This window comes from Bacillota bacterium, from assembly GCA_040757205.1.
Taxonomy (GTDB): Bacteria; Bacillota; Desulfotomaculia; order Desulfotomaculales; family Desulforudaceae; genus Desulforudis.
In genome coordinates, this window is record JBFLXL010000002.1 from 112,103 (window position 1) to 137,006 (window position 24,904).

27 protein-coding genes and 1 pseudogene are annotated in these 24,904 nt (G+C 61.4%); 15 read left to right on the plus strand and 13 right to left on the minus strand.

Features of this window, described 5'->3' with window-relative positions:
* The first annotated feature begins 124 nt into the window (after positions 1-124).
* Both AB1402_02055 and AB1402_02060 read left to right on the plus strand, forming a co-directional pair.
* A complete protein-coding gene (locus AB1402_02055; protein ID MEW6540384.1) occupies positions 125-1,156 on the plus strand; it encodes a rod shape-determining protein in 1,032 nt (343 codons plus the stop codon).
* A gap of 46 nt (positions 1,157-1,202) precedes the next feature.
* Entirely contained in the window at positions 1,203-1,763 is a 561-nt protein-coding gene (locus AB1402_02060; protein MEW6540385.1) for a pyruvate kinase alpha/beta domain-containing protein, read from the plus strand.
* A 206-nt stretch (positions 1,764-1,969) separates the two neighbouring features.
* Here the strand turns inward: AB1402_02060 and AB1402_02065 are convergent, their stop codons facing one another.
* The gene (locus tag AB1402_02065) at positions 1,970-2,398 is read right to left on the minus strand and encodes a PIN domain-containing protein (GenBank protein MEW6540386.1); all 429 of its coding nucleotides are present in this window, start codon (positions 2,396-2,398) and stop codon (positions 1,970-1,972) included.
* Complete coding sequence (locus tag AB1402_02070) at positions 2,395-2,619, minus strand: hypothetical protein (GenBank protein ID MEW6540387.1); 225 nt, start codon at positions 2,617-2,619, stop codon at positions 2,395-2,397. Before AB1402_02070 ends, AB1402_02065 begins: the two co-directional genes overlap by 4 nt.
* A 405-nt stretch (positions 2,620-3,024) precedes the next feature.
* Between AB1402_02070 and AB1402_02075 the strand changes: the two genes are divergently transcribed.
* Together AB1402_02075 and AB1402_02080 are read left to right on the plus strand one after the other, a co-directional pair.
* Positions 3,025-3,264 carry a hypothetical protein gene (locus AB1402_02075; protein MEW6540388.1) on the plus strand — a complete coding sequence of 80 codons (240 nt, stop codon included), beginning with the start codon at positions 3,025-3,027 and terminating at the stop codon, positions 3,262-3,264.
* The gene (locus AB1402_02080; protein MEW6540389.1) at positions 3,239-3,685 is read left to right on the plus strand and encodes a hypothetical protein; all 447 of its coding nucleotides are present in this window, start codon (positions 3,239-3,241) and stop codon (positions 3,683-3,685) included. Before AB1402_02075 ends, AB1402_02080 begins: the two co-directional genes overlap by 26 nt.
* A gap of 249 nt (positions 3,686-3,934) precedes the next feature.
* Here the strand turns inward: AB1402_02080 and AB1402_02085 are convergent, their stop codons facing one another.
* The gene (locus AB1402_02085; GenBank protein MEW6540390.1) at positions 3,935-4,171 is read right to left on the minus strand and encodes a hypothetical protein; all 237 of its coding nucleotides are present in this window, start codon (positions 4,169-4,171) and stop codon (positions 3,935-3,937) included.
* Here AB1402_02085 and AB1402_02090 point away from each other — a divergent pair.
* A complete protein-coding gene (locus AB1402_02090) occupies positions 4,152-6,500 on the plus strand; it encodes a S8 family serine peptidase (protein MEW6540391.1) in 2,349 nt (782 codons plus the stop codon). The two genes, AB1402_02085 and AB1402_02090, sit on opposite strands and share 20 nt — an antisense overlap.
* 51 nt (positions 6,501-6,551) lie before the next feature.
* A pseudogene (locus AB1402_02095) lies at positions 6,552-6,713 on the plus strand (S-layer homology domain-containing protein).
* 51 nt (positions 6,714-6,764) lie between these two features.
* Here AB1402_02095 and AB1402_02100 read toward each other — a convergent pair.
* The 3 genes from AB1402_02100 to AB1402_02110 all read right to left on the minus strand — a co-directional run bounded on the left by AB1402_02100 (position 6,765) and on the right by AB1402_02110 (position 7,778).
* Complete coding sequence (locus tag AB1402_02100) at positions 6,765-7,013, minus strand: AbrB/MazE/SpoVT family DNA-binding domain-containing protein (protein ID MEW6540392.1); 249 nt, start codon at positions 7,011-7,013, stop codon at positions 6,765-6,767.
* A gap of 132 nt (positions 7,014-7,145) precedes the next feature.
* A complete protein-coding gene (locus AB1402_02105) occupies positions 7,146-7,355 on the minus strand; it encodes a hypothetical protein (GenBank protein MEW6540393.1) in 210 nt (69 codons plus the stop codon).
* A gap of 120 nt (positions 7,356-7,475) precedes the next feature.
* On the minus strand, positions 7,476-7,778 hold the full coding sequence (locus tag AB1402_02110; protein MEW6540394.1) for a CopG family antitoxin: 303 nt from the start codon (positions 7,776-7,778) through the stop codon (positions 7,476-7,478).
* Between the two features lie 99 nt (positions 7,779-7,877).
* On the opposite strand from AB1402_02110, the gene vapB reads away from it, so the two are divergent.
* The gene (gene vapB / locus AB1402_02115; protein ID MEW6540395.1) at positions 7,878-8,105 is read left to right on the plus strand and encodes a type II toxin-antitoxin system VapB family antitoxin; all 228 of its coding nucleotides are present in this window, start codon (positions 7,878-7,880) and stop codon (positions 8,103-8,105) included.
* Between the two features lie 2 nt (positions 8,106-8,107).
* The gene (locus tag AB1402_02120; protein ID MEW6540396.1) at positions 8,108-8,515 is read left to right on the plus strand and encodes a type II toxin-antitoxin system VapC family toxin; all 408 of its coding nucleotides are present in this window, start codon (positions 8,108-8,110) and stop codon (positions 8,513-8,515) included.
* A gap of 27 nt (positions 8,516-8,542) precedes the next feature.
* On the opposite strand, the gene AB1402_02125 is transcribed toward AB1402_02120, so the two are convergent.
* The 4 genes from AB1402_02125 to AB1402_02140 all read right to left on the minus strand — a co-directional run bounded on the left by AB1402_02125 (position 8,543) and on the right by AB1402_02140 (position 12,106).
* Positions 8,543-8,749 (minus strand): AbrB/MazE/SpoVT family DNA-binding domain-containing protein, encoded by a 207-nt coding sequence (locus AB1402_02125; protein MEW6540397.1) that lies wholly within the window; start codon positions 8,747-8,749, stop codon positions 8,543-8,545.
* 1 nt (position 8,750) lies between these two features.
* The gene (locus AB1402_02130; GenBank protein MEW6540398.1) at positions 8,751-10,148 is read right to left on the minus strand and encodes a stalk domain-containing protein; all 1,398 of its coding nucleotides are present in this window, start codon (positions 10,146-10,148) and stop codon (positions 8,751-8,753) included.
* Between the two features lie 246 nt (positions 10,149-10,394).
* Positions 10,395-11,492: a zf-HC2 domain-containing protein gene (locus tag AB1402_02135; GenBank protein MEW6540399.1), complete on the minus strand. Its 1,098-nt coding sequence runs from the start codon at positions 11,490-11,492 to the stop codon at positions 10,395-10,397.
* Positions 11,489-12,106, minus strand: coding sequence for a sigma-70 family RNA polymerase sigma factor (locus AB1402_02140; GenBank protein MEW6540400.1), 618 nt, complete (start codon positions 12,104-12,106; stop codon positions 11,489-11,491). The genes AB1402_02135 and AB1402_02140 overlap by 4 nt, the downstream gene beginning before the upstream one ends.
* Before the next feature lie 377 nt (positions 12,107-12,483).
* Between AB1402_02140 and AB1402_02145 the strand changes: the two genes are divergently transcribed.
* From AB1402_02145 to AB1402_02160, 4 genes are all read left to right on the plus strand, one after another.
* Positions 12,484-16,596 (plus strand): S-layer homology domain-containing protein, encoded by a 4,113-nt coding sequence (locus AB1402_02145; GenBank protein MEW6540401.1) that lies wholly within the window; start codon positions 12,484-12,486, stop codon positions 16,594-16,596.
* A 390-nt stretch (positions 16,597-16,986) separates the two neighbouring features.
* Positions 16,987-19,074: a copper amine oxidase N-terminal domain-containing protein gene (locus AB1402_02150; GenBank protein ID MEW6540402.1), complete on the plus strand. Its 2,088-nt coding sequence runs from the start codon at positions 16,987-16,989 to the stop codon at positions 19,072-19,074.
* A 172-nt stretch (positions 19,075-19,246) separates the two neighbouring features.
* On the plus strand, positions 19,247-19,855 hold the full coding sequence (locus AB1402_02155) for a copper amine oxidase N-terminal domain-containing protein (GenBank protein MEW6540403.1): 609 nt from the start codon (positions 19,247-19,249) through the stop codon (positions 19,853-19,855).
* Between the two features lie 224 nt (positions 19,856-20,079).
* Entirely contained in the window at positions 20,080-21,123 is a 1,044-nt protein-coding gene (locus tag AB1402_02160) for a TolC family protein (protein ID MEW6540404.1), read from the plus strand.
* 334 nt (positions 21,124-21,457) lie between these two features.
* Here the strand turns inward: AB1402_02160 and AB1402_02165 are convergent, their stop codons facing one another.
* Positions 21,458-22,708, minus strand: coding sequence for a DUF1670 domain-containing protein (locus tag AB1402_02165; protein ID MEW6540405.1), 1,251 nt, complete (start codon positions 22,706-22,708; stop codon positions 21,458-21,460).
* On the opposite strand from AB1402_02165, the gene AB1402_02170 reads away from it, so the two are divergent.
* Both AB1402_02170 and AB1402_02175 read left to right on the plus strand, forming a co-directional pair.
* The gene (locus AB1402_02170; protein ID MEW6540406.1) at positions 22,685-22,921 is read left to right on the plus strand and encodes a hypothetical protein; all 237 of its coding nucleotides are present in this window, start codon (positions 22,685-22,687) and stop codon (positions 22,919-22,921) included. The two genes, AB1402_02165 and AB1402_02170, sit on opposite strands and share 24 nt — an antisense overlap.
* 293 nt (positions 22,922-23,214) lie before the next feature.
* On the plus strand, positions 23,215-23,562 hold the full coding sequence (locus AB1402_02175; protein ID MEW6540407.1) for a stalk domain-containing protein: 348 nt from the start codon (positions 23,215-23,217) through the stop codon (positions 23,560-23,562).
* On the opposite strand, the gene AB1402_02180 is transcribed toward AB1402_02175, so the two are convergent.
* On the minus strand, positions 23,449-23,898 hold the full coding sequence (locus AB1402_02180; protein MEW6540408.1) for a PIN domain-containing protein: 450 nt from the start codon (positions 23,896-23,898) through the stop codon (positions 23,449-23,451). The two genes, AB1402_02175 and AB1402_02180, sit on opposite strands and share 114 nt — an antisense overlap.
* Positions 23,888-24,130 (minus strand): CopG family transcriptional regulator, encoded by a 243-nt coding sequence (locus AB1402_02185; protein ID MEW6540409.1) that lies wholly within the window; start codon positions 24,128-24,130, stop codon positions 23,888-23,890. The genes AB1402_02180 and AB1402_02185 overlap by 11 nt, the downstream gene beginning before the upstream one ends.
* Positions 24,131-24,341: 211 nt before the next feature.
* Between AB1402_02185 and AB1402_02190 the strand changes: the two genes are divergently transcribed.
* On the plus strand, positions 24,342-24,584 hold the full coding sequence (locus AB1402_02190) for an AbrB/MazE/SpoVT family DNA-binding domain-containing protein (protein MEW6540410.1): 243 nt from the start codon (positions 24,342-24,344) through the stop codon (positions 24,582-24,584).
* Positions 24,585-24,904: the final 320 nt, after the last annotated feature.

Genomic DNA, 24,904 nt, shown 5'->3' on the forward strand with positions numbered 1-24,904 from the left:
TTTCGGCGCCGGTTTGGACAGGCCTGTAAATCGAAATCGGGTTTCCCATTATTCAGGATGTCTGTATAGACACATAGACATCCAAGGGTTTCGGGAACTAGTAACAGAAACGGAGGCAGACAGCGTGTTGAACTTCGTGCCCGATATCGGCGTCGACTTGGGAACGGCCTCGGTCCTGGTGTTTGTGAGGGGCCGGGGCATAGTGCTGCGCGAACCATCCGTCGTGGCGATCAACAGGGACAGCGGACAAGTCATTGCCGTGGGCACCGAGGCCCGGCGCATGCTGGGACGGACTCCCGGGAACATCGTGGCCGTGCGCCCTATGCGGGACGGGGTGATCGCTGACTTCGACGTCACCGAGAAGATGCTCCGTTACTTCATCAGTAAGGCGGGTGCCCGCCGCTTTCTGTTCCGGCCCCGGGTGATGGTCTGCATTCCGGCCCAGGTGACCGGCGTGGAGGAGCGGGCGGTGCGCCAGGCGGTGGTGCAGGCCGGGGCGCGCCAGGCCCACGTGATCGAGGAGCCGATGGCCGCCGCGCTGGGAGCGGGCATGGACGTGTCCCAGGCCTCCGGGTCCATGGTCGTGGACATCGGCGGCGGGACGACCGACGTGGCCGTGCTGGCCCTGGGCGGCATTGTCTGTTCGCTTTCGCTCAAGCTGGGCGGGGACAAGTTCGACGACGCCATCGTCCGGTACGTGCGCCGGGAGTTTAACCTCCTGATCGGGGAGCGCACGGCCGAGGAATTGAAGATCGAGGTCGGCAGCGCCTATCCCCGGCGCGCGGAGTTGAAGTCGATGACCATCCGCGGGCGGGACGTGATGAGCGGCCTCCCCAAGGCGGTGGAGGTGTCCACCACTCAGGTCTGGGAGGCGATCGTCGAGCCGCTGCAACTGGTGGTCGCGGCGGTGAAGGAAGTCCTCGAGCGCACCCCGCCCGAACTTTCGGCCGACCTGGTCGACAAGGGGATCATCCTTACGGGCGGCGGATCGCTACTAAACGACATGGACAGACTTCTCTCCGAGGAGACCAAACTGCCGGTCGTCTTAGCGGACGATCCCGTTTCGTGCGTGGCGATGGGCACCGGAAGGGCCCTATCCATGTTGAACTACCTGCCCCGCCCCAAGAAGGACAAACTCTTCCGCCGCGTCGTCTAACTGAAACAAAAGCAATGACTACCTGAAGAGAGGAGCTCCAAACAACATGCACTTTCCCACCAAAGGCCCCGCCAACACCGACGCCGCCGTCCGGGCTGCCGTCGCCCGCGCCCGCGAGCTGGGCATAGCCCGGATAATTGTCGCTTCCAACAGCGGGCAGACCGCTGAAAAACTCCTGGCCGCAAAACTCCCGGACTTCGGCCTGGAGATCGTCTGCGTCACCCACCAGGTCGGCTTCGCCCGTCCCGGAGAGGACGAGATGGCGCCGGAGACGCGCGCTAAACTCGCCGCTTCCGGAGTGAAGCTCTTGACCACCACCCATCTCCTGGCCGGGATCGACCGCGCCGTGCGGTTCAAATTCCAGGGCCTTTACCCGGCCGAAATCGTGGCCGCCGCCTTGCGCATGCTCGGCCAGGGCGTGAAGGTCTGTGCCGAGATCGCCGGCATGGCCTGCGACGCCGGGCTCACCCCGCCCGGAGAAGACGTGGTCTGCATCGCCGGCAGCGGCACCGGCGCCGACACCGCCTGCGTCGTCAGCCCGGCCCACTCGCAGCACTTCTTCGATCTCAAGATCCGCGAGATCATCTGCAAACCCCGGGATTTCTAACCCCGGGCCATACCCGCATGCAACCCCCACTGCGGTGTAGGTTTCCGACCCGGAACATATCATTTGCAGCCCTTGAAATAACTTAAACAGCAATGCCGGTTACCAGCACTGCTGTTCTTGCACACATTTTCGGCACCTCGAAGGCCTGCCTTGGTCGAGTACCAAGGGAACTATCGATGACTTATTGAAAAACCTGGATGCGGCTTCTAAGCCCGGGGCCCGGCTTCCATCCGCACCTGCCGGAGACCAAATCTTTCGAAGTCATAGTCGAGGGCCAGGGCTTCTTCAATCTTCAGTGCTTCCATAATCGCGAAGCTTGTGCAGTCGGTATAGGAAAAATACTGATCGCCATAGGAGACAAAAATCTCCAGCGCCCGGTCATGATGGGCCGGAGAAACAAAGACCATCTTGGCTGCCTTTTCGGAAAACAATTCCTGCGCCAGATCGGCCGCCACCTTATGATTCTTCAGCCGCACCCTGGTCAGAGTGATAGCTTCATCGGCGATGTAATCCGAAGTGAAAAAAAGCGCTTGGCCCTGCTGTTCCCTGAAGAAGTCCAATACCGCCCGGTGGTGTGGATCTTGGGAATTCTTCAAGGAATACCAGGCACTGGTATCCACGAAAATCCGTCTCATTTGTACAGGACCTCGTCGTGGGGAATACTTTCGTCCGGACCGGGAACGGCTCCACCGGCGATTTCCACCGCGCCATTGGCCTGTGCCTTGGCCAACTCCTTTTCCTTATCGTTTACAAGCTGCCTGATAACCTCGGACATGCTGATTCCTTTCCTTCGTGATTCCTCGAGTAAAAAGCGGTGCTGTTTTTCTTCCAGCATGATTTGAGTTCTCACCAGCATGACGCCACCCCCTCAATCTTAATGTAATTACATTATAACACAAAACCCATACCAATCATCCATACCAATCATCCGCTGCACCTGGACATGCAATGGAGGTGGCGGCATCGGCGGCATGCTTATCAAAAGCACCGGTGTTATGCAAATGCAGAGAGTTCATGGAGCACGGGGTGAGGCACAATGGAACACGGGGTGAGACACATATGGAAGGCGGGGGAAATCGGCTGGAGCGGGGTGGGCTGTTGTCAGCATTGGGACTCAGGGTATAATATGGATTATAGTAAAGGGGGAGATAGTCGTGGGCCTGCTTGAACGGATTGTGGCTGATCCCGCTGTTTGCCACGGGGAGGCCCGCTTGACAGGACTGCATCATGGGGATAATGTATATATAGGGGTGATGACATCATGATCCGGGAACGCCTTGTTCGTAAACAAACGTACATCAGTAAGCAGCAGGATACGGCAATCAAAAAGATCGCCCTGCAACAAAGGATCACCGAGGCGGATGTTATCAGGAAGGCCATAGATGCCTATATTAAACCGCTGAAAGACGAAGAAAACCCGCTTTTAGAGTTAGAAGGCATAGGAAAGAGCGGAAGCAGGGACGGAGCAGAACGTCATGACCAATATCTCTATAACCGGTAAACAAGTATTTGTCGATACCGGGGCCTATTACGCGTTTATGGACCAGGACGACCGTTATCACCACTTGGCTTCCAAAGTGTTTAAAACGCTTAGGTATACGCTTCAGGTAACAACGGATTTGGTGATTGCCGAGTGCTTTTCTTTGACGCGGTACCGTTTGGGATTATCTCAGGCACTGTCCTTCCTGGACAGAACATATGCAGCAAGAGACAAAGGGTTTATACGTGTTTTTTATCATGGGCCGGAATACGAATCTGCGATACGTGAATTGCTTCTTAGATTTTCGGATCAGCAATTATCTTATGTGGATGCTTTCAGCCTGGTTTTATTAAACAAAAAAGAGGCGCCCGGGGATGTCTTTACCTTTGACCGCCACTTTTATCTTGCCAAATGCACCATTATCCCAGGTGACCTGCGTTAGATGTACACCGCCAAATACTCCCCCCGGAGCGGTTTTTAGGCCATTTATTCTATATATTACCAAGGGACAAACAGTCCCGGTTTTTGTAATTCTGTGGTAGAATATGAGCGATCCTGCCAGTTGACGAATAGGCACGATGGATAACACGGGCAACCCTGTAAACCGGCTGACCGGATAAACCCTGGTGTCCGCCCTGATGCCGGACTTCGTTACGAGACCGGAGGCCGCATGCATAAGCAAAGGCGTCTTTCAGCGCTCGGCGCGCCGGCCGCGCTCGGCGTGTTGCTTTTCACTGTTTTCCTGCTCGCCGCGGGGGGCCGCTGGCTCTTCGGCTTGGTAGCCGACCCGGAGACCGGACCCGGCGGACCCGACCGCACCGGCCCCGCCGCCGTCCTTGAACCGGCCCCGCCGCCGTCTTCCGGCGCGGCGCCGTTCGTCGCCCGCCCCGGACCGGGTGGCGGCCGTAGTGCGCGCGCACGGCGGCACCGTCCTGCGCGGCCTGGACGAGGATGACGGTCGCGTCCTGCGGGTGAGCCTGCCCCAGCCCGACCCACTGGCGTGGATGCCCCGGGCGGCCGCCCCGCTGCCCGAGGCGCTCGCCGACAGCCCGGACGTCTTCGCGCTCGAACTTTATGAAGCGCCCGTTTTCCTGAACGACCGGGTGCGCGCGGTCATCGGGGCGGATTTCTTGACCGTGCCCGGCTTTGCCACGCCCGCCGGCCTGACCGGGGCCGGCCAGACCGTGGCCATAGCCGATAGCGGCCTGGACCGCGGCCGACCCACCGACCCGCTGACGCGGGTACCCCGGGGTGCCCCGGACGAGATCCACCCCGACCTGGCCAGCACCCCCGGAGAGATGCCCAAGGTACCTTTGCTCCGCTCCTGGTCCGGCGGCGGCACGGCCGACCCCGTCGGCCACGGCACCCACGTCGCGGCCACGGTGGCCGGGACCGGCGCCGCCTCCGGCGGGAAGCACCGCGGCGTGGCTCCGGGAGCGAGCATCTACTTCCAGGCCCTCCTGAACCCGGCCGGTGAACTCGAACCGCCCGCCGACCTGGTGTCGCTTTTCCGCCCGGCCTACGAGGCCGGCGCGCACGTGCACGTGAACGGCTGGGGCGGCCGCACCAACGCCTACCAGAGCGTCAGCGCCCAGATCGACCGCTTCGTGCTCTACTACCGCGATTTTCTGCCGGTGTTCGGCGCCGGGAACAACGGCCCGGCCGCGCGCACCCTCACCCCGGAGGCGAACAGCAAGAACGCCCTGGTGGTCGGGGCGTCCCAAAGCCCCCGCCCGGCCTACGGCCCGGACAGCCTGGACGCCGACCAAACGGCTTCCTTCTCCAGCCGCGGCCCGACGGCCGACGGACGGATCAAACCGGACCTCCTGGCGCCCGGGACCGCCGTCGTCTCGGCCCGCTCGGCGCTCGTGGCGGGCAACTACCCGCCCCTCCCGGCCTACCAGCGGATGGACGGGACCAGCATGGCCGCGGCCGCCGCCGGCGGGGCCGCCGTCCTGCTGCGCGAGTACTTCCGGACCGAGGAACGCCTGGCCCGGCCCTCGGCCGCGCTCCTGCGCGCGGCCCTGGTGAACGGCGCCCGACCCACTTACGTGGGTACCCCGACCGGCGCAGGTACCCCGACCGGCGCGGATACCCCGCCGCCGGACCCGCGGCCGGACCCGGCGCCGAACGGAACTTTCGGCATCCTGGACCTCGGCGCCACCATCCTCGCCCTGCGCGAGAAAACCTTTCGCCACGTCGACGCGCGCGAGGGCCTGACCGAGGGCGGGACGGCCTCCTACACCTTCGCGGTGGAACACCCCGGCGCGCCCGTCTCAGCCACCCTGGCCTGGACCGACCCGCCGGCCGCCCCGGGGGCGGCCCGCACCCTGGTGAACGACCTGAACCTCACCGTCACCGCGCCGGACGGCCGGGTCCTCCGCGGCAACGACTTTTTGAGGGCCGGCCGACTCGCTGACGTGGGTGCCCCAACCGACGTGGGTGCCCCGGACGAGGTGAACAACATCGAGCGGGTATTCATCGTGCGGCCGCAGCCCGGCACCTATACCGTGACCGTCCGGGCGGCGCGCGTCGCGGAAAACACTGTTTTCACCCCCGGACCGGCGTCCGCCCAGGACTTCGCCCTGGTGTTCGGCTGCCTGCCGGTGCGGGAAGTAGCCTTGGGCGTCAGCGGCAACATCCTGGAGACCGCTGGCGGCGAGCTGGTCGAACTCCCGCGCGCCGGGGCAAAGAACCTGGTGGACGGGGTACGCGCCGGCAGCGCCGCGCGGGATATTCTGCCCGGTGCCGACCTCTACCTGTTCGGACCGTCCGCCGAAAAGCCCCGGGGCACCCGTGCCGAACGGTATGGGTCGGCCTACGCGGTGTCCGGCATGTGGCGCGCACCGGCGGTCAAGACGCTGGACTTCGGGGGCCGGACCGTGTTTGCGGCCATCAATCCGCTGGAACGGGAGGGCGGGCGAAATCTCGCCCCGCAGGGCCGAGGCGCCGTTTGGATCAACGGGGCGCCGGGAACCCCCGGGGAACTCCCCCCGGGGTCGAAATCGCCGCTACGGTCAACCCCTCCACCCAGACCCTGTGGCGGGTGGAGGCCTTCTACCGGGAGCGGGACGGCCTCCTGGCCGCCATCGACCCCGCCGCCGGGGAAATGCGGCTGGTGGGGGACACGGAGCCCCTGCGGATTGCGTCAGCGGCCGCCGTCTCCATCGACGACATCGTGGCGGACGGCTGCTGGCTCGACCGGCCCTTCGGCGCGGCCGGCGCGGCCGAGTTGGGGGAACTGCGGGCCGGCATGACCGTGCACCTGGTGCTGTCCGCCCTACCCGTCCTACCCGCCCTACACCGACTGGCACCGCGTGCCTTCCTGGGCGCAAGCGCCCGTCTCGCGCGCCTACGAGGCCGGCATCTTCCGGGGCCGCGCCGCCGGCGCCTTCGCGCCGGACGCCCCCGTCACCCGTGCCGAGCTGGCCGCCGCCTTAAACCGCTTCCTCGCCGCCGGCCGCCGGTGAGCAATAACGATTTCGGGGTTAGCTTGTTTATGCTTAAAGTGGTAAGCGCTGCTATAATCCCAAGTAACGGTCGTGCTCCTCGGCCAGGTCTGCCGGACCTTCGCCCCGCCCGATTAACCGAAAGATGTTGTCCTCGCGGGAGGCCTTTCTGAAAGGGGAAACCCGCCGCAGGATGATGTCCTCGCCCTCGACGTACACCGCCAAATACTCCCCTTCCTTAATGGACAATACTTTGCGAACTTTCACCGGCAGGGTCATCTGTCCCTTGGAAGTGACCTTGACGACTTCAAACTCCGCCATATCACCATCATCCTTACATGTAAGAAATATTACATTACATTACATTACATTACATTACATTACAACTAGTAGTTTAAACCAATAAACCCGGTAAAACAACATTAGATCAGGAAAGAGTCCGATCAGACTTTCTTATTTTCTTACATTATTACCCGGATTGCATTCTAACTTTTGGGTGCCGTGGTTGCGCACCGTGACAAAAAGCTCAATCGTCCGGGTTTCGCCGTCAACCGCGTAGCTGGTGCTGCCGATTGCGAAAACGGCCTGACGGGCTTCGGCATACGAAGCCGAAACGAGAAACAATACCAATGCCAGAAGAATTGCCAAGCCGCCTGGCCGCACTAAAAACCGCCTCCAGCGTCCAGCGGAAGAAGCGCTATTTGGTTTCGCCGCGCTTCGATCAACGAATTCCCCGCCTCCGGCCAAAGAGTCGGAGCAGCCGGGAATCCGCCCCCCGCCTTCCTACTTTTCCTTGAACTCCCTTTCCAAGCCTTCCGCAATCCAGAGCTGGATCAGCGTTTGGTAGGGAATGCCCTTGCGCCGGGCTATGCGGCGCACACTTTCCAGATGCGGTGCCGAGACCCGCAAAGTCACCATCTGCTTGCGTTCTCTCTGCGTCCGGAGCCGTTCTTTTAGGTCGGGATCGACCGTCAACTGCTCCGGCAGGGTATCTTCGAGAAAATCCACGGTACTGTGGCGATCAAAAAACTCCCGGGCTTCCACCTCGGTCCGCAATTCAGGAATGGTTTTCTTCTTGCCCCCCATTCTGAGCGCCTCCTTAAACTTTATCTTTGGCAAGAATAGCTTGACAGTCTTTTGCTGGTGGTATATACTATGGTATATACCTAATTGGGGGGGGTTGCCATGGATATCGCCAAAGTATTTTTGAACGGGAGAAGTCAAGCCGTACGCTTGCCGAAAGACTATCGCTTAGAAGGCTCCGAGGTGTACGTTAAGAAAATCGATGATGTTGTACTTTTGATTCCAAAAGATAGTGCCTGGAAAACACTCAAAACCAGTCTAAAGTATTTTTCAGATGATTTTTTGTCCGATAGAAATCAGCCGGACGTGGATCAACGAGATGGTCTTTAACGATGAAGTATATGCTTGATACCAATATCTGTATTTACATCATCAAGAAGAAGCCGCCTGAAGTCTTTCGGAGATTTGAGTCTCTGGAAGTCGGCGACCTATGTATTTCTTCAATTACCTTTGCCAAGCTTCAATACGGTGTTTATAAAAGTCAATACCCCGAAAGAAACAAGATTGCTTTAGCCGGTTTTCTTGCCCCTATTGAAATTCTTCCTTTTTCGGATAGAGCTGCTTCTTTCTATGGCCGTATACGGGCAGACCTAGATAAAAAGGGTCGGCTCATTGGGGCTTACGACTTATTGATTGCGGCGCATGCTCTTGCGGAAGATTTGATTTTGGTTACGAACAATACAAAAGAGTTCAGCAGAATTCCGGATTTGCATCTCCAATGCTGGGCTGAATCATCGTAAAGCAGGTGCCCTGTTTAGGGAACCAGCTTACCGTTCCTCACGCATCCGGCGCACCCTCTCCGGCATCGCGACGGGTACCCGGGACATTAGGCGACGGGCTTTATCCAGGTCGGCTTCTTGGGTGTTTTCCCGGCAGTATTCCAGAAGCGTTTCCTTGTCGTTTTCTTGGGTTACGGGTCTTAGCACCAACTCGGTGCCGCGGATGTGGGCTTCAAGGAAAGTCCCTGTCCGCAACTCAGGTCCTGAGCCAGTTTGATGTGCTTTCGTCCATCAGGAGGCCGTTGCTGACAATCTTTACGATCAAGCGCGTGTTCACATTCGCCGGCGGCCTCAAGCGCAGGGTGTAAACGCCCTGCGCGCGCGGTTCCAGATCCAGCGGGTCGGACCATTGCGGATCGTACACCATGCCGCCTCCGGCGTCCCAAGCGGCGTAAACCTTCGTTTCCCGCGCTGCGGCGGTGCCGTGGTTGCGCACCGTGACCTTGAGCTCAAGTTGGCCGCCCGGGACGCCACGGAAGGCCCACTCGTGGGCGATCACCGCCCTGGGCGTCAGCGACAGTATGCGGGCCTCCCTGTTCCGGTACTCGTCGGGAATCTCACCAATCGACCAGCGGGGATTCGTTGTTTCTACGTAGTAATAGCGTGCGCCGCCATATTCGTAGTACACGCCGGGCAGGTTTTCGCCTTTGACCCCCACGGCCATGTGCCCGGCGGGATCGCCGGACAAATGGATCAACACCGCACCGATACTCATTCCTTGGAGAAGGGACGCCAGCAGGATACTCGTATCCTCACAGTCTCCCTCCCATTCCACCAACGTTTCCAGCGGGTAGCGGGGGTACTCGCCGACTCCTTTGGAAACGTTGTCGTCCACATACTTCACGCTTTGCACGAAAGCCGTCACGAACTCGGCAGTCTGTTTCGGCGAGTACGCCTCCCGGCGCGCCGCTTCCAGGAACCGGCCGGCCAGCGCCGCAATGAACCGGTCGTCCGCCGGGTCGGTTACATACACCGAATAGTCGTCCGTGGGCGGGCGTTCCAGGCCGGTGTAGTATGCATACGCCTCCCGCGGCACCTGCAGATCCCAGGTCCAAGGCTTTCCGCCGTAGTTCCAGGAGTATTTCTTTTTAATGGGGTCCGGCGCATCCGGCGTTACATTCGGCGCCACATCCAACGCGATGGAAGCCGCGGTCATTGTTATTGTTCGCGCGGCACCGTTCCACTCCACCTGGGCACCAAGGGCGAAGGCCACCCAGCGGAAGGGCAGCATGACCCGGCCGTTGACAATCTCCGGGGCCGCATCGATAGCGACGAAAGTGCCGCCGCTAAGCATGGTCGTTTGACCGACGGTGAATGCCGCCACCCGGTCGCCCTTGACCAAGGTGACGGTGCCGGCGGCGTTGTCCCAGCCGATGTGCTCTTGGGCGACACCCAGCGCCTGGCTTGCGAAGCGGACCGGCAGGTAAGCGCGGCCGTTCTTGAGGTACGGGGCCACGTCCATCGTCCGGGTTTCGCCGTCAACCGCGTAGCTGGTGCTGCCGATTGCGAAAACGGCCTGACGGGCTTCGGCATACGAAGCCGAAACGAGAAACAATACCAATGCCAGAAGAATTGCCAAGCCGCCTGGCCGCACTAAAAACCGCCTCCAACGGAAGAAGCGCTGTTTGGTTCTGCTGTTGTTAATAATATAGTAGAACAAAGGGTTTGCACGTGTTGTTTATCACGGGCCGGCAGTAGGGATCGGGAGCAAGAAGCTCAGAAATGGCTCAACAAAGCGAGAAGCGATCTGCGTGTTGCCGGGCTCCGAAAGAAAAAACGGCTGTTACTTGCCGGAAGGTGCATAAATAACAAGGGAGCTTGATCTCAAGCTCCCGGCTTTCTAGTTCTGCTGCAGCATCAACACCAGGATGTGCCGTTCGGCGTCCTGATCCCACTCGCTCAACTGCTGTTCTAAAGACCTGATGCGCACGTCCAGCGCCGCCCGCTCTTCAGGGCCGGCCGCCTGCTGCCGCTGGGCCAACAAGGCCTGGTACTGCTCCAATGTCCTGGCGAACTGCTCCGTAATGTCCCACTGGTTGCGCTGCTGGTCGAGCACCCGGCCCAAGCCTCCCAGCCCGGCCGCAAACCCGTCCACCTGGCCCGACTCGAGGTCAAAACGCAACACTTCGACCGGCGTGCTGTGATTCTGCACGGTCTGCGCCTGGTAGCCCACGCCCAGGTTCCCGGCCATGCCGACCGCCTTCTCCCGTGCCTGCCGGGGATCGTCGACCTTGACCTTCAGCAGCGTGCTGCTGATACTGCGGGGCTTGTTGAGGAACACTTTCGGTTCGAGGTCTGGAACCGTGGTGATCTGGGTCTTGCCGGGTTCCGGCGCCGGCCGCGTTCCTTCCGGCTTAGCCGCCCCGCCCGTTCCCGTTACAGGATTGCTCCCGCCGTCGCCGCCCGCGGCCCCGCCCGGTTCGCCGGCGCCCGGAACCGGCACGTCCGGGTCAACGGCCTGAGGGACCGGAGCCCCGGGAGTTGTTCCTTCCGAACCCGGGCCGGGTACTACCTCAGTGATTTCACCCGTTGGTTCCTGCGCCACCAAAAACGCCCGGTTCAGCCACTGCTGCGCGCCGTACCCAAGTGCCGTGACAGTGATCAGCAAGGAAGCCGCCACCGCGGCCATCGCCGGACGCCACCCGGCGACCCATCCGGCCAACCGGCCCGGCCGACGCCCCTCGTGCTCGAGCGCGTCCATTACGCCCCGCGCAAAACCCTCCGGCGCCTGGAGCACCCGGGGGTACCCGCTTTGACGGGTCAGCGGGTCGGCTATCACGGATTCCCGCAGCACGGCACACACCTCGCGCTCCAGCTCGAGGTCGGCCGCACACGCCGGGCATCCCGCCAGGTGCACCCGCAAAACATCAGCCTCGGCCGGGGACATTTCCCCGTCCAAGTACGCTGAGAATAGTTGTCTGGCCTCCAGGCACTTCACTGACTGTCACCACCCCGGCGCTCCCGATTAACCGGGAGCGTCACGCCCGCCTGTTCGGCCAGCGCGCAGGCCTTTTCCTTCAGGGCCGTCCGCGCCCGGCTGATACGGGACTTCACCGTGCCCAGAGAACAATCCAGGACACGGGCGATTTCCTCATAACTGTAGTCGTGCATCTCTCGCAGCACCAGCACCACCCGGTGTTCCCGGGAAATCTCCCCCAGCGCCCGCTGCACGAACCGCTGAAACTCCTTGCGCTCCAGCACCTCCGGCGGCTCCTCGGCCGTGGCCGCCAACTCCCGCTGCACTTCACCGTCCCCGGTCTGTACCGGCTCGTCAAGGGAGACCGTCTGGCGTTCACGGCGCCGCACGTTGATCCACAGGTTCACCGTAATCCGGTGCAGCCAGGTGCCGAAATCGGCTTCGTTACGGAAACCCTTCAGCCCGTAAAACGCTTTCACGAAAGCTTCCTGCGCCAGGTCCTCAGCGTCCGCCTGGTTCCCGGACAGGTGATAGCTTAGTGCATATATTCTATCCTGATACTGCCGGACCAGTTCCTCGAAGGCGGCGGTATCACCGCGCTGCGCGCGCTGGACCAGCTTCCTGACGTTGTCCAAAGGAGAACACTCCCCTGGGCAACGGAACTTTCCAACCTTTACCCTTTTGACAGAACGCGCGGGAAAAAAGTTCCGGCCCAGTTCACAATTTTGTAATATTCCCAATTAGTTTACCTGGTTAATAATTTAGTACATTTCCTTCCAATAGGAAAGGGTTTAATTATTTCCAGATCGGACCGGTTCCCTGGAAAACAAAGGACGGCTGCGAGCGGCCGATTAGGGGGCGACACCGGGGTCGAACCGTGGTAAAATGCTGGAGAAGCTGTCAACTAGTTGGGATATAGCAATAGAGCGGCAAACCAGGAAGCGCCGCCATACGTCTGTCTTAATGTAGGCCATCTGTCAAGATGTCGCGAAATCGTGGACAAGGAGCCATCATGTCCAGAAGATACCTACCGGGGCTGGCCTTTCTCGGCCTCGTGCTGTTTGCCTTGGCCGGGGTTCTTCTTGCCGGCGGCCGGTCCTTTCCTACGGCTGTTTCTCCGCCAGACCAGATACCGGCCCCGGACGGGCCGGCCTTTGCCGTTGACGCGGACGAACTCGCCGCGGGCGGGCTGTTTCTGCTGCGTCCGGGAGAAGGCACCCCGCCGGATTGGGCGGCGCGCCTTAAGGCCCAGGGCATCCAGGTCGGCAGCGCCACCGGGGACGGTGCCCACCTGGTCCGGGTTCCGGGAGGAACGGCGCTCGACACCCTGCTGCCCGCCGGGGCCGTTCTGGAACCGCCCAGGGCCGCCAGCCGCTTGTCTCCTCACCTTTTAGCCGTTGACGGCCCTTCGGAGCTTACGGTGAACGTGTCCCTTTTTGAGCCGGCGGACAAGCCGTCCGTCGCCGAAAGGACGCACGCCTTAGGGGGTACGGTCGTGCGGGGCCTGGACGAGGAAGAGGGTGCCGCCCTGCGGGTGCGCCTGCCCGCCGGCCGTCTGCCGGAGCTGGCGGCCGCTCCCGGGATTGTCTACGTCGAAGCTCATACCGCCACCGAACGTTTGAACGACCGGGCCCGTGACGTCATCGCCGCCACTCCGGTTACCGTACCCGGTTTTATCACCCCGGCGGGCCTTTCCGGCGCCGGGCAGATCGTCGCCCTGGCCGACAGCGGCCTGGACAAGGGCTCGCTCACCGACGTCCATCCCGACCTGGCCAGCACCCCCGGGCAGATGCCCAAGATCGTGTTCTTAAGCCCCTTATCAGGGCATGACCCGTCAGACCCCGTCGGGCACGGCACCCACATGGCCGCGACCATCGCCGGCACGGGCCGGGCCTCGGGGGGGCAGCACCGGGGCGTGGCTCCGGAGGCCAGCCTCTTCGTCCAGTCTATTCTCAACCGGAAGGGGAAGCTCGACCCGCCGGCGGACCTGGTGACCCTGTTCCGCCCCGCATACGAGGCCGGCGCGCGTGTCCACGTCAACGGCTGGGGCGGTCACACCAACGCCTACCTTGGCGCCGCTTCCCAGGTCGACCGCTTCGTGCGCTATTACCCCGACTTTCTAGTTGTATTCGGAGCCGGCAACAGCGGCCCCGGCGCTGCCACCCTGACCCCGGAAGCCAACAGCAAGAACTCCCTGGTGGTGGGCGCGAGCCAGAACCCGCGGCCCGCCTTCGGGCCGGACAGCCAGGACGCGGCGAGCCTGGCCTCGTTCTCCAGCCGCGGGCCCACCGGCGACGGCCGCCTCAAACCCGACCTGGTGGTGCCGGGGAGCGCGGTTGTCTCCGCCTGTTCCAGCCTGGTCCAGGGGAACTTCGAGGCCCACCCGGACTACACCCGGCTGCAGGGAACCAGCATGTCCGCCGCCCTGGCGGGCGGCGCCGCTGCGCTGGTCCGGGAATACCTACAAAAACACGAGGGTGCGCGCAGCCCGTCCGCGGCCCTGGTAAAGGCGCTCCTGATCAACGGTGCGCGGCCCCTGGAGGGCGGCCCCGCCCCGGAGAGCGGATTCGGACTTTTGGATCTCGCGGGCACCCTGCTCGCCCTGAACGAGGGAACCTTCTTTTATAAGGAAGGGGATACGGTGGGCACCGGCGAGCGGCTTACCTATACTTTTTATGTAGCCAACGCCGGCGCGCCCTTCAAGGCCACCTTGGCCTGGACCGACCCCCCGGCCGCCCCAGGAGCGGCGAAGGCCCTGGTGAACGACCTTGACCTCACGGTTACCAGCCCGGACGGCAAAACCTACCAAGGCAACGACTTCGGGGGGCGGGGGGCCAAGGACGCCGTCAACAACGTGGAACAGGTCATCATCGTCGATCCCGTCCCCGGGGAGTACCGGGTGACCATATCGGGCGCCGCTGTCAGCCATAGCGTCCGCCCCGGGACTACCCGCCCCGTGCAGGATTTCGCCCTGGTTTGCGGCCGGCCGCCGGTCAAGGAGCGAGTGGTAGCCGGGGACCACCGCCGCCTGCTGCTGGCGGACGGCAGCGAAGTCTCCTTGGCCGGTGCCCGGGTCACTGCTGCGGTGAACGAGGAACTCCGGTTCCCGCGGGTGCCCGCCGGCGCCGACGCCTACTTTCCGGTCTCCGGGACCGAGTCCCGGAAGGTCTTCCTGGCCGCCCGGGAGTGGCACGCCCCGGCCGTGAAGTGTCTGCCCGGCCGAAATGGGGATCACCTAGTGCTGGAGATGAACCGGCTGATGCGGGAGGGAGGGTATTTCCTGGCCCCAGGCCGGCCGGTGCTGCTCAACGGCACACCGCTCACCAACCCTGCAAACCTTCCGGCCGGGGCCGAGGTTCATGGCTATGTGAACCCCTCGACGCAGCGCGTGTGGCGCTTGGAGGCCGGCTACCGCGAGGAGCGGGGCGTGCTGGCCGCCGTCGAACACGCCACCGGGCGGCTCCGCCTGCTGAACGACAACGCTGTCTACCAATTGACGCCGGACACAGCCCTGGCCCTGACCCAGACCGTCGTCGGCGGGGACCGGGCCAACCTGCCCTTCGGTGCTTCGGCGGAGGCCGACCCCCGGCACCTTTACCCCGGGGTTGCCGTCCGTCTGATAATGTCGCCGCACACCAACCGGGTGAACCACTTGGTCGCCACCCACCACGTGGTGGTCGGCACCCTCCGTGACTCCCCCGGCCCGGCCGGGACAATCGCGTTCACTAACGGGCAGCGCTACACGGCCCTGCCCGGTATTACCGTTGAACGTGACGGGGTGGCCGACGGCCTGGCCGCCCTGCGGGCCGGGGACCTGGTGTTCGCTGCCGTGGTGCCCGGTGAAAGGAATATCATTGGGATCACCGCCCACTCAGCTTCCGTCTACGGCCAGCTCATCTACGCCGGCTCGGAGACTGTCTACCTCTCAGACTACCGGGGCCGCTTGCACACCCTGCGCCTGACCGGCGAGACCCGGGTTTACCGGTGGGACCTGGCTGGCGACGCCGCCCTGCTCACCCCGGGCCTCGTGGTCCGCGTCGCCTTGGTGCCGGGAACGCGGGAAATCGTCCGGATCGACGTCGCCGATTCCGAGCGCCGCGAGGCCGCCGTCCAGGCCTACGACCGGGAGCGGGCCGTTCTGCACACCGCCGGGGGGGAATCCTACCCGGTAACCGCCAACGCCTCCTTCACTAAGAACGGGTTCCCGGTACAGGCCCATGACCTGGTACCCGGCGAAGCGGTCAACCTAACCATCCTCTCCGGGACCACGGGTGGCGAGGTGCTGATACGGGGTGCAGCCTCCACGCTGCCGCAGGTGGCGGAGCCTGACCTACGGGTAGAGTCGATTATTCCGCTCTCCGACCGCTACGTGGTCACCGGCCGTACTACGGCCGACCGGCTCTACGCCTGGGGGGAGTCCGCCTTCCAGCAACTTGAGCTCACCCCCGACGGTTCCTTCTACCTGGTGGTCCCTTACAGCATCGGGGTGCGCGGCGGGGAACTGGTAGCCGTGGACAGCCGCACCGGCGGCGTCGCCGGACGCCAGGTGACCCTGCCGGCCCGGTCCGGGCAGTCTTTCAACGACATCTCGGGCTCCTGGGCGCGAACGGACATCGAACAGCTCCTGGCCCGCGGTTTGGTGTCCGGCTACCCGGACGGCACCTTCCGGCCGGACCGGAGTGTCTCTCGCGCCGAGTTCACTGTACTCCTGGCCCGGCTGCTGGGGCTGCCCGCCGCCGGAGAACCGGGGCTGCCATTCACCGATGCCGCCGCCATTCCCGGCTGGGCGCGGGAGAGCATCGCCCTCGCCCACGCCCGCGGCATTATCGATGGCTACGAGGACAATACCTTCCGTCCCCACGCTCCGATCAGCCGGACGGAGGCCGCCGCCATCCTTATCCACAGTTGTGTCTCAGTCGGGATGGCTCTGCCCCAGCCTACCGCACCCGCTCCCTACTCCGACTGGTACCTCATCCCAGAGTGGGGCCGCTCCGCAGTTGCCCAGGCCCATACCGCCGGACTCATGTTCGGTCTCCCGGACGACCGTTTCGCGCCCGCCGCCGCCCTCTCACGCGCCGAAACCGCCGCCATCCTCAATCGTTTGCTGCAGAATCTGGAGCAATAACTTAATCCCTCCAGCAAATTTCTCGTAATTACCGGAACTTTTTAGCAGCACCCCGTGTCTAACTAGTCAGGTAATCGAGATAGTTCCTGCCATGTCAGCAGGGAATCTGGCAGGGAGTGTAGAATGTACATCTTCTGCCGGTGCTATCCGATTAAGGCAGCGGCAGGGCAAGTTGCCGCCCGCTGCCTGGACACCTGGGTAGGACGGTGCCACAGCACCTTGATGCGGTGCTACCGCCGCAAATCTTTGGTACCAAGAAGGGGGGATGTTGGGAACTACGGACGTTGTGGACAGTTGCAGACCAACTGACTAAGAACCCTGGAAGCACCTTGTTGGGGACTCCGGTCCCCCCAATGCTGAAAAGCATCAAACCATAAGGAGGGAAAACGCTTGATTAGAACCAGGAAAAAATCCATCGCCCTGTTCGTGACGCTGATCTTCGTCCTGGGTCTCATGCTGCCGGTATCGGCGTTTGCGAGCACGACTTACGCTGACTTCACTTCGTCGTATTCGTTCACTACTACCGGTGATAACAAGGAGATTACCGGTACGGCGAAGGTCACGGAAAAAGCAGCCGCCACCTGGGACGACACGATTTATGTCAAGTTGACGCTGCCCACCGGTGCCACGTTCGTGAAAGACCCGAAGGATGGCACGGCTACCAACTACTTCACTCTCACTAATGCAACCGCGACTATTGAGGACTCCTCAAAGAGCATGATTCTGCTCAAGCTTGCCGGTTTGGCAGCTGGGACCGTGTCGGCAGTCGAGTTTAAGTTCAACGTGACTGGCGAATCCAGGTTGGACATCGCTTCCGGCGTGTCTGGCGACATCAAGGCCACAGTTGAGGTTTTCCGTACCACCGCGACTGCGATTGCCTGGAGCGAAAGCGACACCCGGACCATCGCCAAGGTCGCCGAGACCGGCGCGACCGTGAAGGCTGCCGCCGCCAAGACCGTCAAGGCGGGTAACCTGAACGTGGCCGGCGCCGACGTCACCGTCGAGGAAGCGCTGGCGAAGGCTATCGGCGCTGCCGAAAAAATCACAATGCGTGTTCTGACCTCCGGTGTTTCTATTAACGCCGCTTCGACCGCGCCAGTGAGCAACGTCAGCGGTGCTGTTCCTACTGTAACCGTAGCGACATCCAGCATCGAGGTCGACATGAATGGTGCCCAGTCCACGGTCCTTCCGGGCAAGATCGTGTTCAAGCCCAGACTGGACGTGGCCCCGAATGTCACCGGCGATATCGAAGTGGAAGTATACAGCAACACCGCCGGTTCCAAGGTCAAGACCACCAGGCTGGTCATTGCCAAGGTCGGGGAAGTGTCCGGTGACGTCGACAAGCTGAAGGACAACGATGGAATATGCTACATCGGCAAGACCAAGACCTTTGGCGCGTCCTTTGACCTGAAAGCGGTCAGCGGTACGCAGTTCGAAGCTAACAAGGTCATCACCCTCACCCTCAGCGACGGCAAGTGGGGAGCGGGTACTGCCGCCGCTGACATTACCGCCGTGGGTGCCACCTGGAGAGGCATCTACAACGACGACAAGACCATCTGGCTGACAATCACCGCGGCTACAGACAAGCTCAGCTTCAGCAGCTTTGCGGTCAAGGCCGGCGGCGGTGTCAAGCCTGGCGCTGCGGCGCTGACCATCGGCGGTACTGCCGGTGTGTCCGGCGAGGTCGTGATCGGCCAGTACGCTTCCCAGTTCTCCATCAGTGCCGAAAAGCCGGCCGTGAAGCTGGAAGCCTTGGCCCAGAGCGCTGGTAACATCACCATCCAGGAATATACCGGTGGCGTGTTTACTGGCGGTAGGAAGATCTTCCTGAAGCTTCCGGCGGGCGTGACCTTCAACGGTGTCCCCACCGTGAAGAGGACCGGTGCCGGCGCGCTTGGTACCATTGCAGTGGTGGAAAACAATTCCGTATTGGAAATCCCGATCACGACCGCGAGCGGTGGCACCGGGATGACCATCACGATCTCCGACATCAAGTACGACATGAGCAGACTGGCCCTGACGGGCGATGTCGAACTCACCGTATTGGGTGAAGGCGCGGCACCGCTTAACAACTCCATTAACGCTGTTGATAACAAGCCCCTCGGCAAGGTAGCGAACGCCACGGCTTCCGACGCCAAGGCCGTTACCGCCACGTTCGCCGTGGGTGACGCCGGTGTAGCCGTCAAGAGCGGCCGCACCCTGGTGCAGGTCAACCTGTTGTGCGACGTCCTGGGCCTGCAGAAGAGCTGGGATGCCGCGACCAAGACTGCCTACTTCGTGAAGGACGGCAAGGTTGTGGCCTTCCCGATGGGCGAGAACGCCATCTACATCAACGGCGTCAAGGTGCCGGTTGATCAGGGCGGTGTGATTGTCAGCGACTTCACCTACGCTACCCTGTGCGGCATCCAGATGGCTTTCGGTGGCGAGCTCGACTGGAACAACGACACCAAGACCGCTACCTTCAAATTCACCAAGTAGTCCTGGAAGACTACACTAGGAACCCGGGTCTTTTACAAAGATCCGGGTTCCTTATTTCCAAAAAGCCTTAATCGCCATCCAAACGAAGGGCTTAGCGCTTTTATCCCATCTAGTGTGCCGGTACCAGGGTATTTCTTGTGCAGGCATCCGAGACTAAAGGGGGCAGCGTTGGATGAAAAAACTTGTTTTCGTTGTTGTCGTAGCCATAGTTGTTACCATTGTGGCCGGCCTTGCTTATGCCAATCAAGGGATTAGGCTGGTGGTTGACGGACAGGAAATCGCCTGCGAGGTTTCTCCTCGATTGGTTGAAGGCAGGACTCTAGTGCCACTCAGGACCATAGCGGACATCTTTGGAGCCAAGACAGAGTGGGATGCCGGCAGTAGGACAGTCTACATAACCAGGGCTATTGAACCGCTACCGCAAACTGTGACAGACCCTCTAAAGAAGAAGGTGGGTGATAAAATAGCAGTCAAAGGAGGAACGCTCGTTGTAAACACCCTAGGATACACTGCTGATGCTCAGGGGAAGTTTGCAGTAGCCAATATTACCATAGTGGCTGGAGAAGACTACATTCGCCATCAATCACCGTTAAGCCTTATCAAGGGTTGGGTTGTTGACCGATCTTATACCTTGGAGGGTGCTAGATCATCCAATGCTCCGATGCTATTTGGGGCAGGGATGACGGCCACACTCGATATCAGAACCGACATGCGTTCTTTTGATGTTGTGAATGCCCTCTTGGTCTATGGTGTGGACGGGGTAGTAACTGTGACGAACTAGTACTAGATCAAGAAGCCCTTTGACGTTGGTTGGATACACTCTCGGTTTGTCACTTACCGGTATTGACCGGCTGTTGATGTCACGATATACTTGACTTGTTAAACAATCAACTTGCTCAAGGAGTTGTGCCTATAATGCACCGGGTGCTGATTGTTGCTGCGTTTACCGTTTGGTTCGCACTCAGTGGTCTCGTGACTGCATTCGCGGCTAACGAAGCTGCTGGTGTGCAGCCAAAAAGCCTTGCCCTGGATCAGGTTGTCGAACTCGCCTTGCGGAACAGTATGGGCATCAAACAGGCGGAACTCGACGTAGATCGTGCCAGAGAAGTAGCGGACGCCGCTTGGGAATATCACGGCTACATGCTAGTCAAGACCTGGACAGGGACGGACAATCTCTACAAGAGCTACCCAGGCTCTGACGAGCACAGCTGGTATAAGGCCTTGAGTGCTGATCGGGGGTGGCATATTCAGCAGAAGACCTTTGAAATGACGAAGGACGCTATTTCTCTGAACGCTAGGCGGCTGTACAATGACATCCTGAAGAAGCAGCACGGGTTGGGAGCGGCCGGAGCCGCCCTCGAAAAGGCGGAGCGCGACTACCGCACGGTGCTGGCCCTGGCGGCGGTGGGGATGAGTACCAATATGCAGGTGTACGCGGCATCAGCCGGGCTTCAGCGCGCCGGTAGCGCCGCGGAACAGGCGCGTGCGGACTTGGAGGGCGCTTACCGCGCGCTCAACAAGCTGATCGGGTTGGAACCGGAGGAGCGCCCGGTACTGACCACCGAACCGGAGTTCAAGGCCGTGGCCGTCGAGTCCTTGGACTTGGCAATCAACAGGGCACTGTCTCTCGACAATAACCCCTACCTCTGGAGCAAGCGGGAAGGGTACGAACTGCAGCGATACGTCTGGTCCTACACCCAGCCGTCGGAGGCCGGCCTGATCGACCGTGACAAGGCCTGGCTCAGTTACGAGGATGCCCGGGCTGAAACGCGGAACAAGATATATGAACTTTTCGACACGATGAAGACACTGGAAGCAGCCCATGCCTCCGCGCAGGAGGGCCTGGCCCTGGCCCGGGAAGCGTTGCGCGCCGCCGAACTGCGCCACTGGGTGGGCTTGGCCACTTATACCGCGGTGCTGGAGCAGAAGGCCGCCTTGGCCCAGGCCGAAGCCGCCGTCCTGGAACTGAGGAGCACCCATGCTTCAGTCAAGGAGACTTTTGAAAAACCCTGGCTGGCCTTTCTTGTGCCAAGCACGGCATTCAGATAGAGCCAGGGGTTTCCGAAGGCACCAAGGCCCCCAAGCCGTGTTTGATATGGCCCCTCGCAAGGGGGTGTTGCTGCCGGAGCTATTTGTCACTGATTGACGCGTGCCAATGGCACTCGTCATTGCCGGGAGTGGATGGCACCGGGAGCCGTGACGGTTGACGTTCCCGCCCTCGGACCTCTTGGATCGAGTTTACCATGGCGAGCCAACCGGGGCCAGCCCCGGTGTTTCCTGAAGTTCCACAACGGCTCTTTGCACCGTGGCTTCGTCCACCAACGGCTTTTCCCGGGAACAGGCGTCCAGCAGGCAAGCCGTAGCCAGATAACCCCGTAATTCCCTAACTGCTCTTCTCCAACGTAACATCGCGCTGTCCAAGATAAGTAACCAGAGCTTCCTCATTCGGGAAGTGCTTCTCAACCAGGGCCAGGTGTTCCTCGAGCAGGGCCTTGCCGTGCCCGGTCACCCTGATCATCACCGATACGGGTAACTTGTAGTAACGCAGGAGCAGAACCCGTTCGAACAGCCGGAGGTAGTTGTCTACCGCCTCCGGAGTATGGTAGATGCGCCGGGCGATCTCTTGGGTGGTCAACCCGGAGAGCGCCAACTCCACCACGATGGTCTTGTGTGTTAGGGTACGCCCCATATCCAGAACCGTACCGGCGGTTGGGAGCAGGACACCGAACCTTTCCTGGTAGGCCTCCAGGAGTTCCCGGATCAGTGTGGGCGAGATGCCCAGGATCCACTCCAGGTCCAGGCTGGTGGGCACTCCGTCCTGTCGCCAAGCTTCGGTGGTCAGCCGCTCGATCTGGCGGGTCTTCAGCTGTTTCAGCTCAACCCGGTTGGCAGGGGCAGACTCCAGCTCTTCCGGGGCGAGCAGGGTCAGGATCACCGGAGCGAAGAGCCGCGGGTCGGTACGCCTGGTTTTCCTGGTGCCGTGGGCCAACCAGACCATTTGGCCGGGTTCAAGCTCGTCAAGCCGGGGGCAGCAACGGGCGTAGGTCTTGGCAGCAAGGGCCACCATTCCTTCCGCCTGGGCGGGCCTTAAGCCCCATTCGTCAACCAGGGTCCGGGTGACCGGCTCCAGGACGCTGGACGGGATTTCTCCCGCCAGTGTTTGGGCCCGGTGGTTCAGACGTCCAGGGCTCAAGGGGCTCTCCGGCAGGAAGTCCGCGTGGGCGCCTCTTTTCAGGGGCAGCTCGGTCTGGCTCAGAATCCGCCAGAGATCATCAATGCCCGCCTCTGGTTGAACCTGTTGCATGCTCCGGTACTGGAGCATTTCCAGTTCTCGCCGTACGGCCTTTGGAGCAGTCCCCCGCCGGAGACGTTCCACGGCCTCCGGTGCCAATAGCGGCAGCACCAGCGGCTGCCCGTCCTGTTCGAGGAGAAGCTCTCCGGGCTTGAGACGCTTTTGACCCTGGTCTTCTTCCCAGGCCCGCAGGGCCTGGTTGGTGAGGCCGGCTGTTTTCTCGGCCACCAGGGAGGCCGGGGCCAGCTCGAATTTGGTTTTCAGGTGCGCGGTCTGTACGTTTGTTACGTCCCAGACAAGAAGGGCGGCATACCGGTTTTGGACACCCTTCTTAGTTTGCAAGAGCATCATTCCTTCCTCGCGTTTTTTTTAACCGAATGCGCCAAGGCCAGGCGGCGGATCTTGGCCATGCGGACCGCCGCGGAGGCGCGGCGCGTAACCCGGCTGCGACAGGATGTCGGGATGGCCACGGCAGCCGACGTCGCCGAGCGCGAGGCGGCTTTGGCCGAAGCCGAGCAGGCCTTTTCGACCTGGCGTGCCGGCACGCCTACTTGAAACTGGCCTTCCAGCCAGAAACCTTGGGCCGTGAGTGCGGGCGGAACGGGGACGGGGGCGGGGGGCAGGTAGCCTGAACAACCACAGCAACCTCAGTAGCCTGCGTAGCTCGAAAAGGACATACCCGGCACCAATCAGACCACCATACCGGGTGCGACCGCCGCGTGGAATGAACAGCGCCGGACAGCGAAACTCAGTATCTGGGGGAGCAGCGGGCCGGCAGCTCATTGTAGTTTTTGGGAAAAAGGGAGATTCGTTGTGAAACCGGCCGCAGGCTCGTCCTACGGCCGGCGGTGTTCTCCATCGGCAAAGACCATTACACGAGCAACGGGAGGAGAGCCCAAATGGACTCCGTTCCCTACCTGAAGGACGGGCGCACCTACCTGCCGCTGCGCTATGTGGGCTTGAGCCTGGGAGTGAACCCCGGCGACATCAAGTGGGGGGCTGCTTTGTTCAGGGATTATAATATTCGTAAGGCTGTCAGTTGGCTTATTCCTTGTGCCGGTCATGCGGTTTTGTCGGCTCAATCAGAGACAGCGGGAAAGGTCGAAGTCCGGGGCGAAGGGGTTGATGAAGGTTACGCCCTCAAGCGTACTGCCGGCGGCAAAGTCCTCGCTGAGCACAAAAGGCGCCTGGTTTAAGCGCGCGGTGGCCCAGATTTGGGAGTCCCAATAGGAGAACCGGTAGGTGCCAAAGCCCCGTACCGCCTCCAGGACGATCAACCCGGTGATGTCAAACACCGTCCAGGCCCGCCGCAGGTTTTCCACTCTTTCGCGGGCCTCTTGGCGATTCAGGGGGGCCGGAATCTTGCGGGTTACGGCCACCACGAACTCGGCCAGGATCTGGGCGCTGAGCGCGCCAAGGCCGGTCGGCGCCAGTTCGTCGAGGACTTGCCAGGCCCGTTCCTGCTTGTCCGGCTCGGTGCCGTCGTAAGCGTACACGAGAACATTCGTGTCCACGAGGACCCTAGCGGTCATAGAGGTCTTCCCGCCGCCAGTTTCGCCGGCCGCCCCGGCCTGCTTCGCGCCGGCCGGTGAGGAAAGCTTTTTCTCTCTCCCAGGCAGCGGGATCGGGTCGGGTGGCGACCTGGCTGAGATGCGCGTCCAGAGCGCGGCGGACCAGTTCCGCCTCGCTGACCCCCTCCGCCCGGGCCCGCTTCTTGAGCAGGGCCACCTGGCGGGGCTCGATGTAGAGTTGCTTGCGGATCATGGGAAATCACCTTCCGTATACATTACTATATACATTATCCGCGCGGTGTCAACAGGAAATAGAGGTCAGACTGAGGCGCGCATCCCAAGACCAAAACGGCGATCCGAAGATGCGACGGACCGGCCCCGGAAAAAGTTGTTGATCCGATGTTTTCCCGGTTATAATAGTAGTGACAATTATAACTTGTTAGTCTATTATGGATGGTGGTTCTATGGAGATCAGAAAAATATACAAGGCCGGGAACAGCCTGGTTTTTTCCATCCCTAAAGAGTATCTGGAGGCCCTGGGGTTGCGGGAGGGCGGAAACCTGGCCGTGTATTGCGACCAGGCAACGCGGTCCATTGTGGCGCGACCGGTTGATGTGGAACAAGTAACAATCGACCCCGCGTTTGCGGCGCGGGTGGAAGGGTTTATTGATCGTTACGAACGTGCCCTGAAGGCACTGGCCCGTTGATCTCGACTCGTGTTGCTGAAGGTCAACTCGAAGTCGAGACGATCCGCGGAATGGTTTCGCCGGAATACTATTATTAGGTAAGCCAATCGAGATTACTGAGGAAAACAGGTATTGGCGCTTAAAGGCGCAGGCGAGCAATCGGAAACGATGACGCAGGTGTCCAGGACCACTTTTGGCGGTGCGCATGTTTCCCGGAGTTGCTCAGTGCAGGGTTTTCTGCGTTTGAGAGCAGGCAGGCCCCCTCCCGGCGAGGGGGGCCTGCTTTGTTCAGGGATTATAATATTCGTAAGGCTGTTAGTTGGCTTATTCATCGTGCCGGT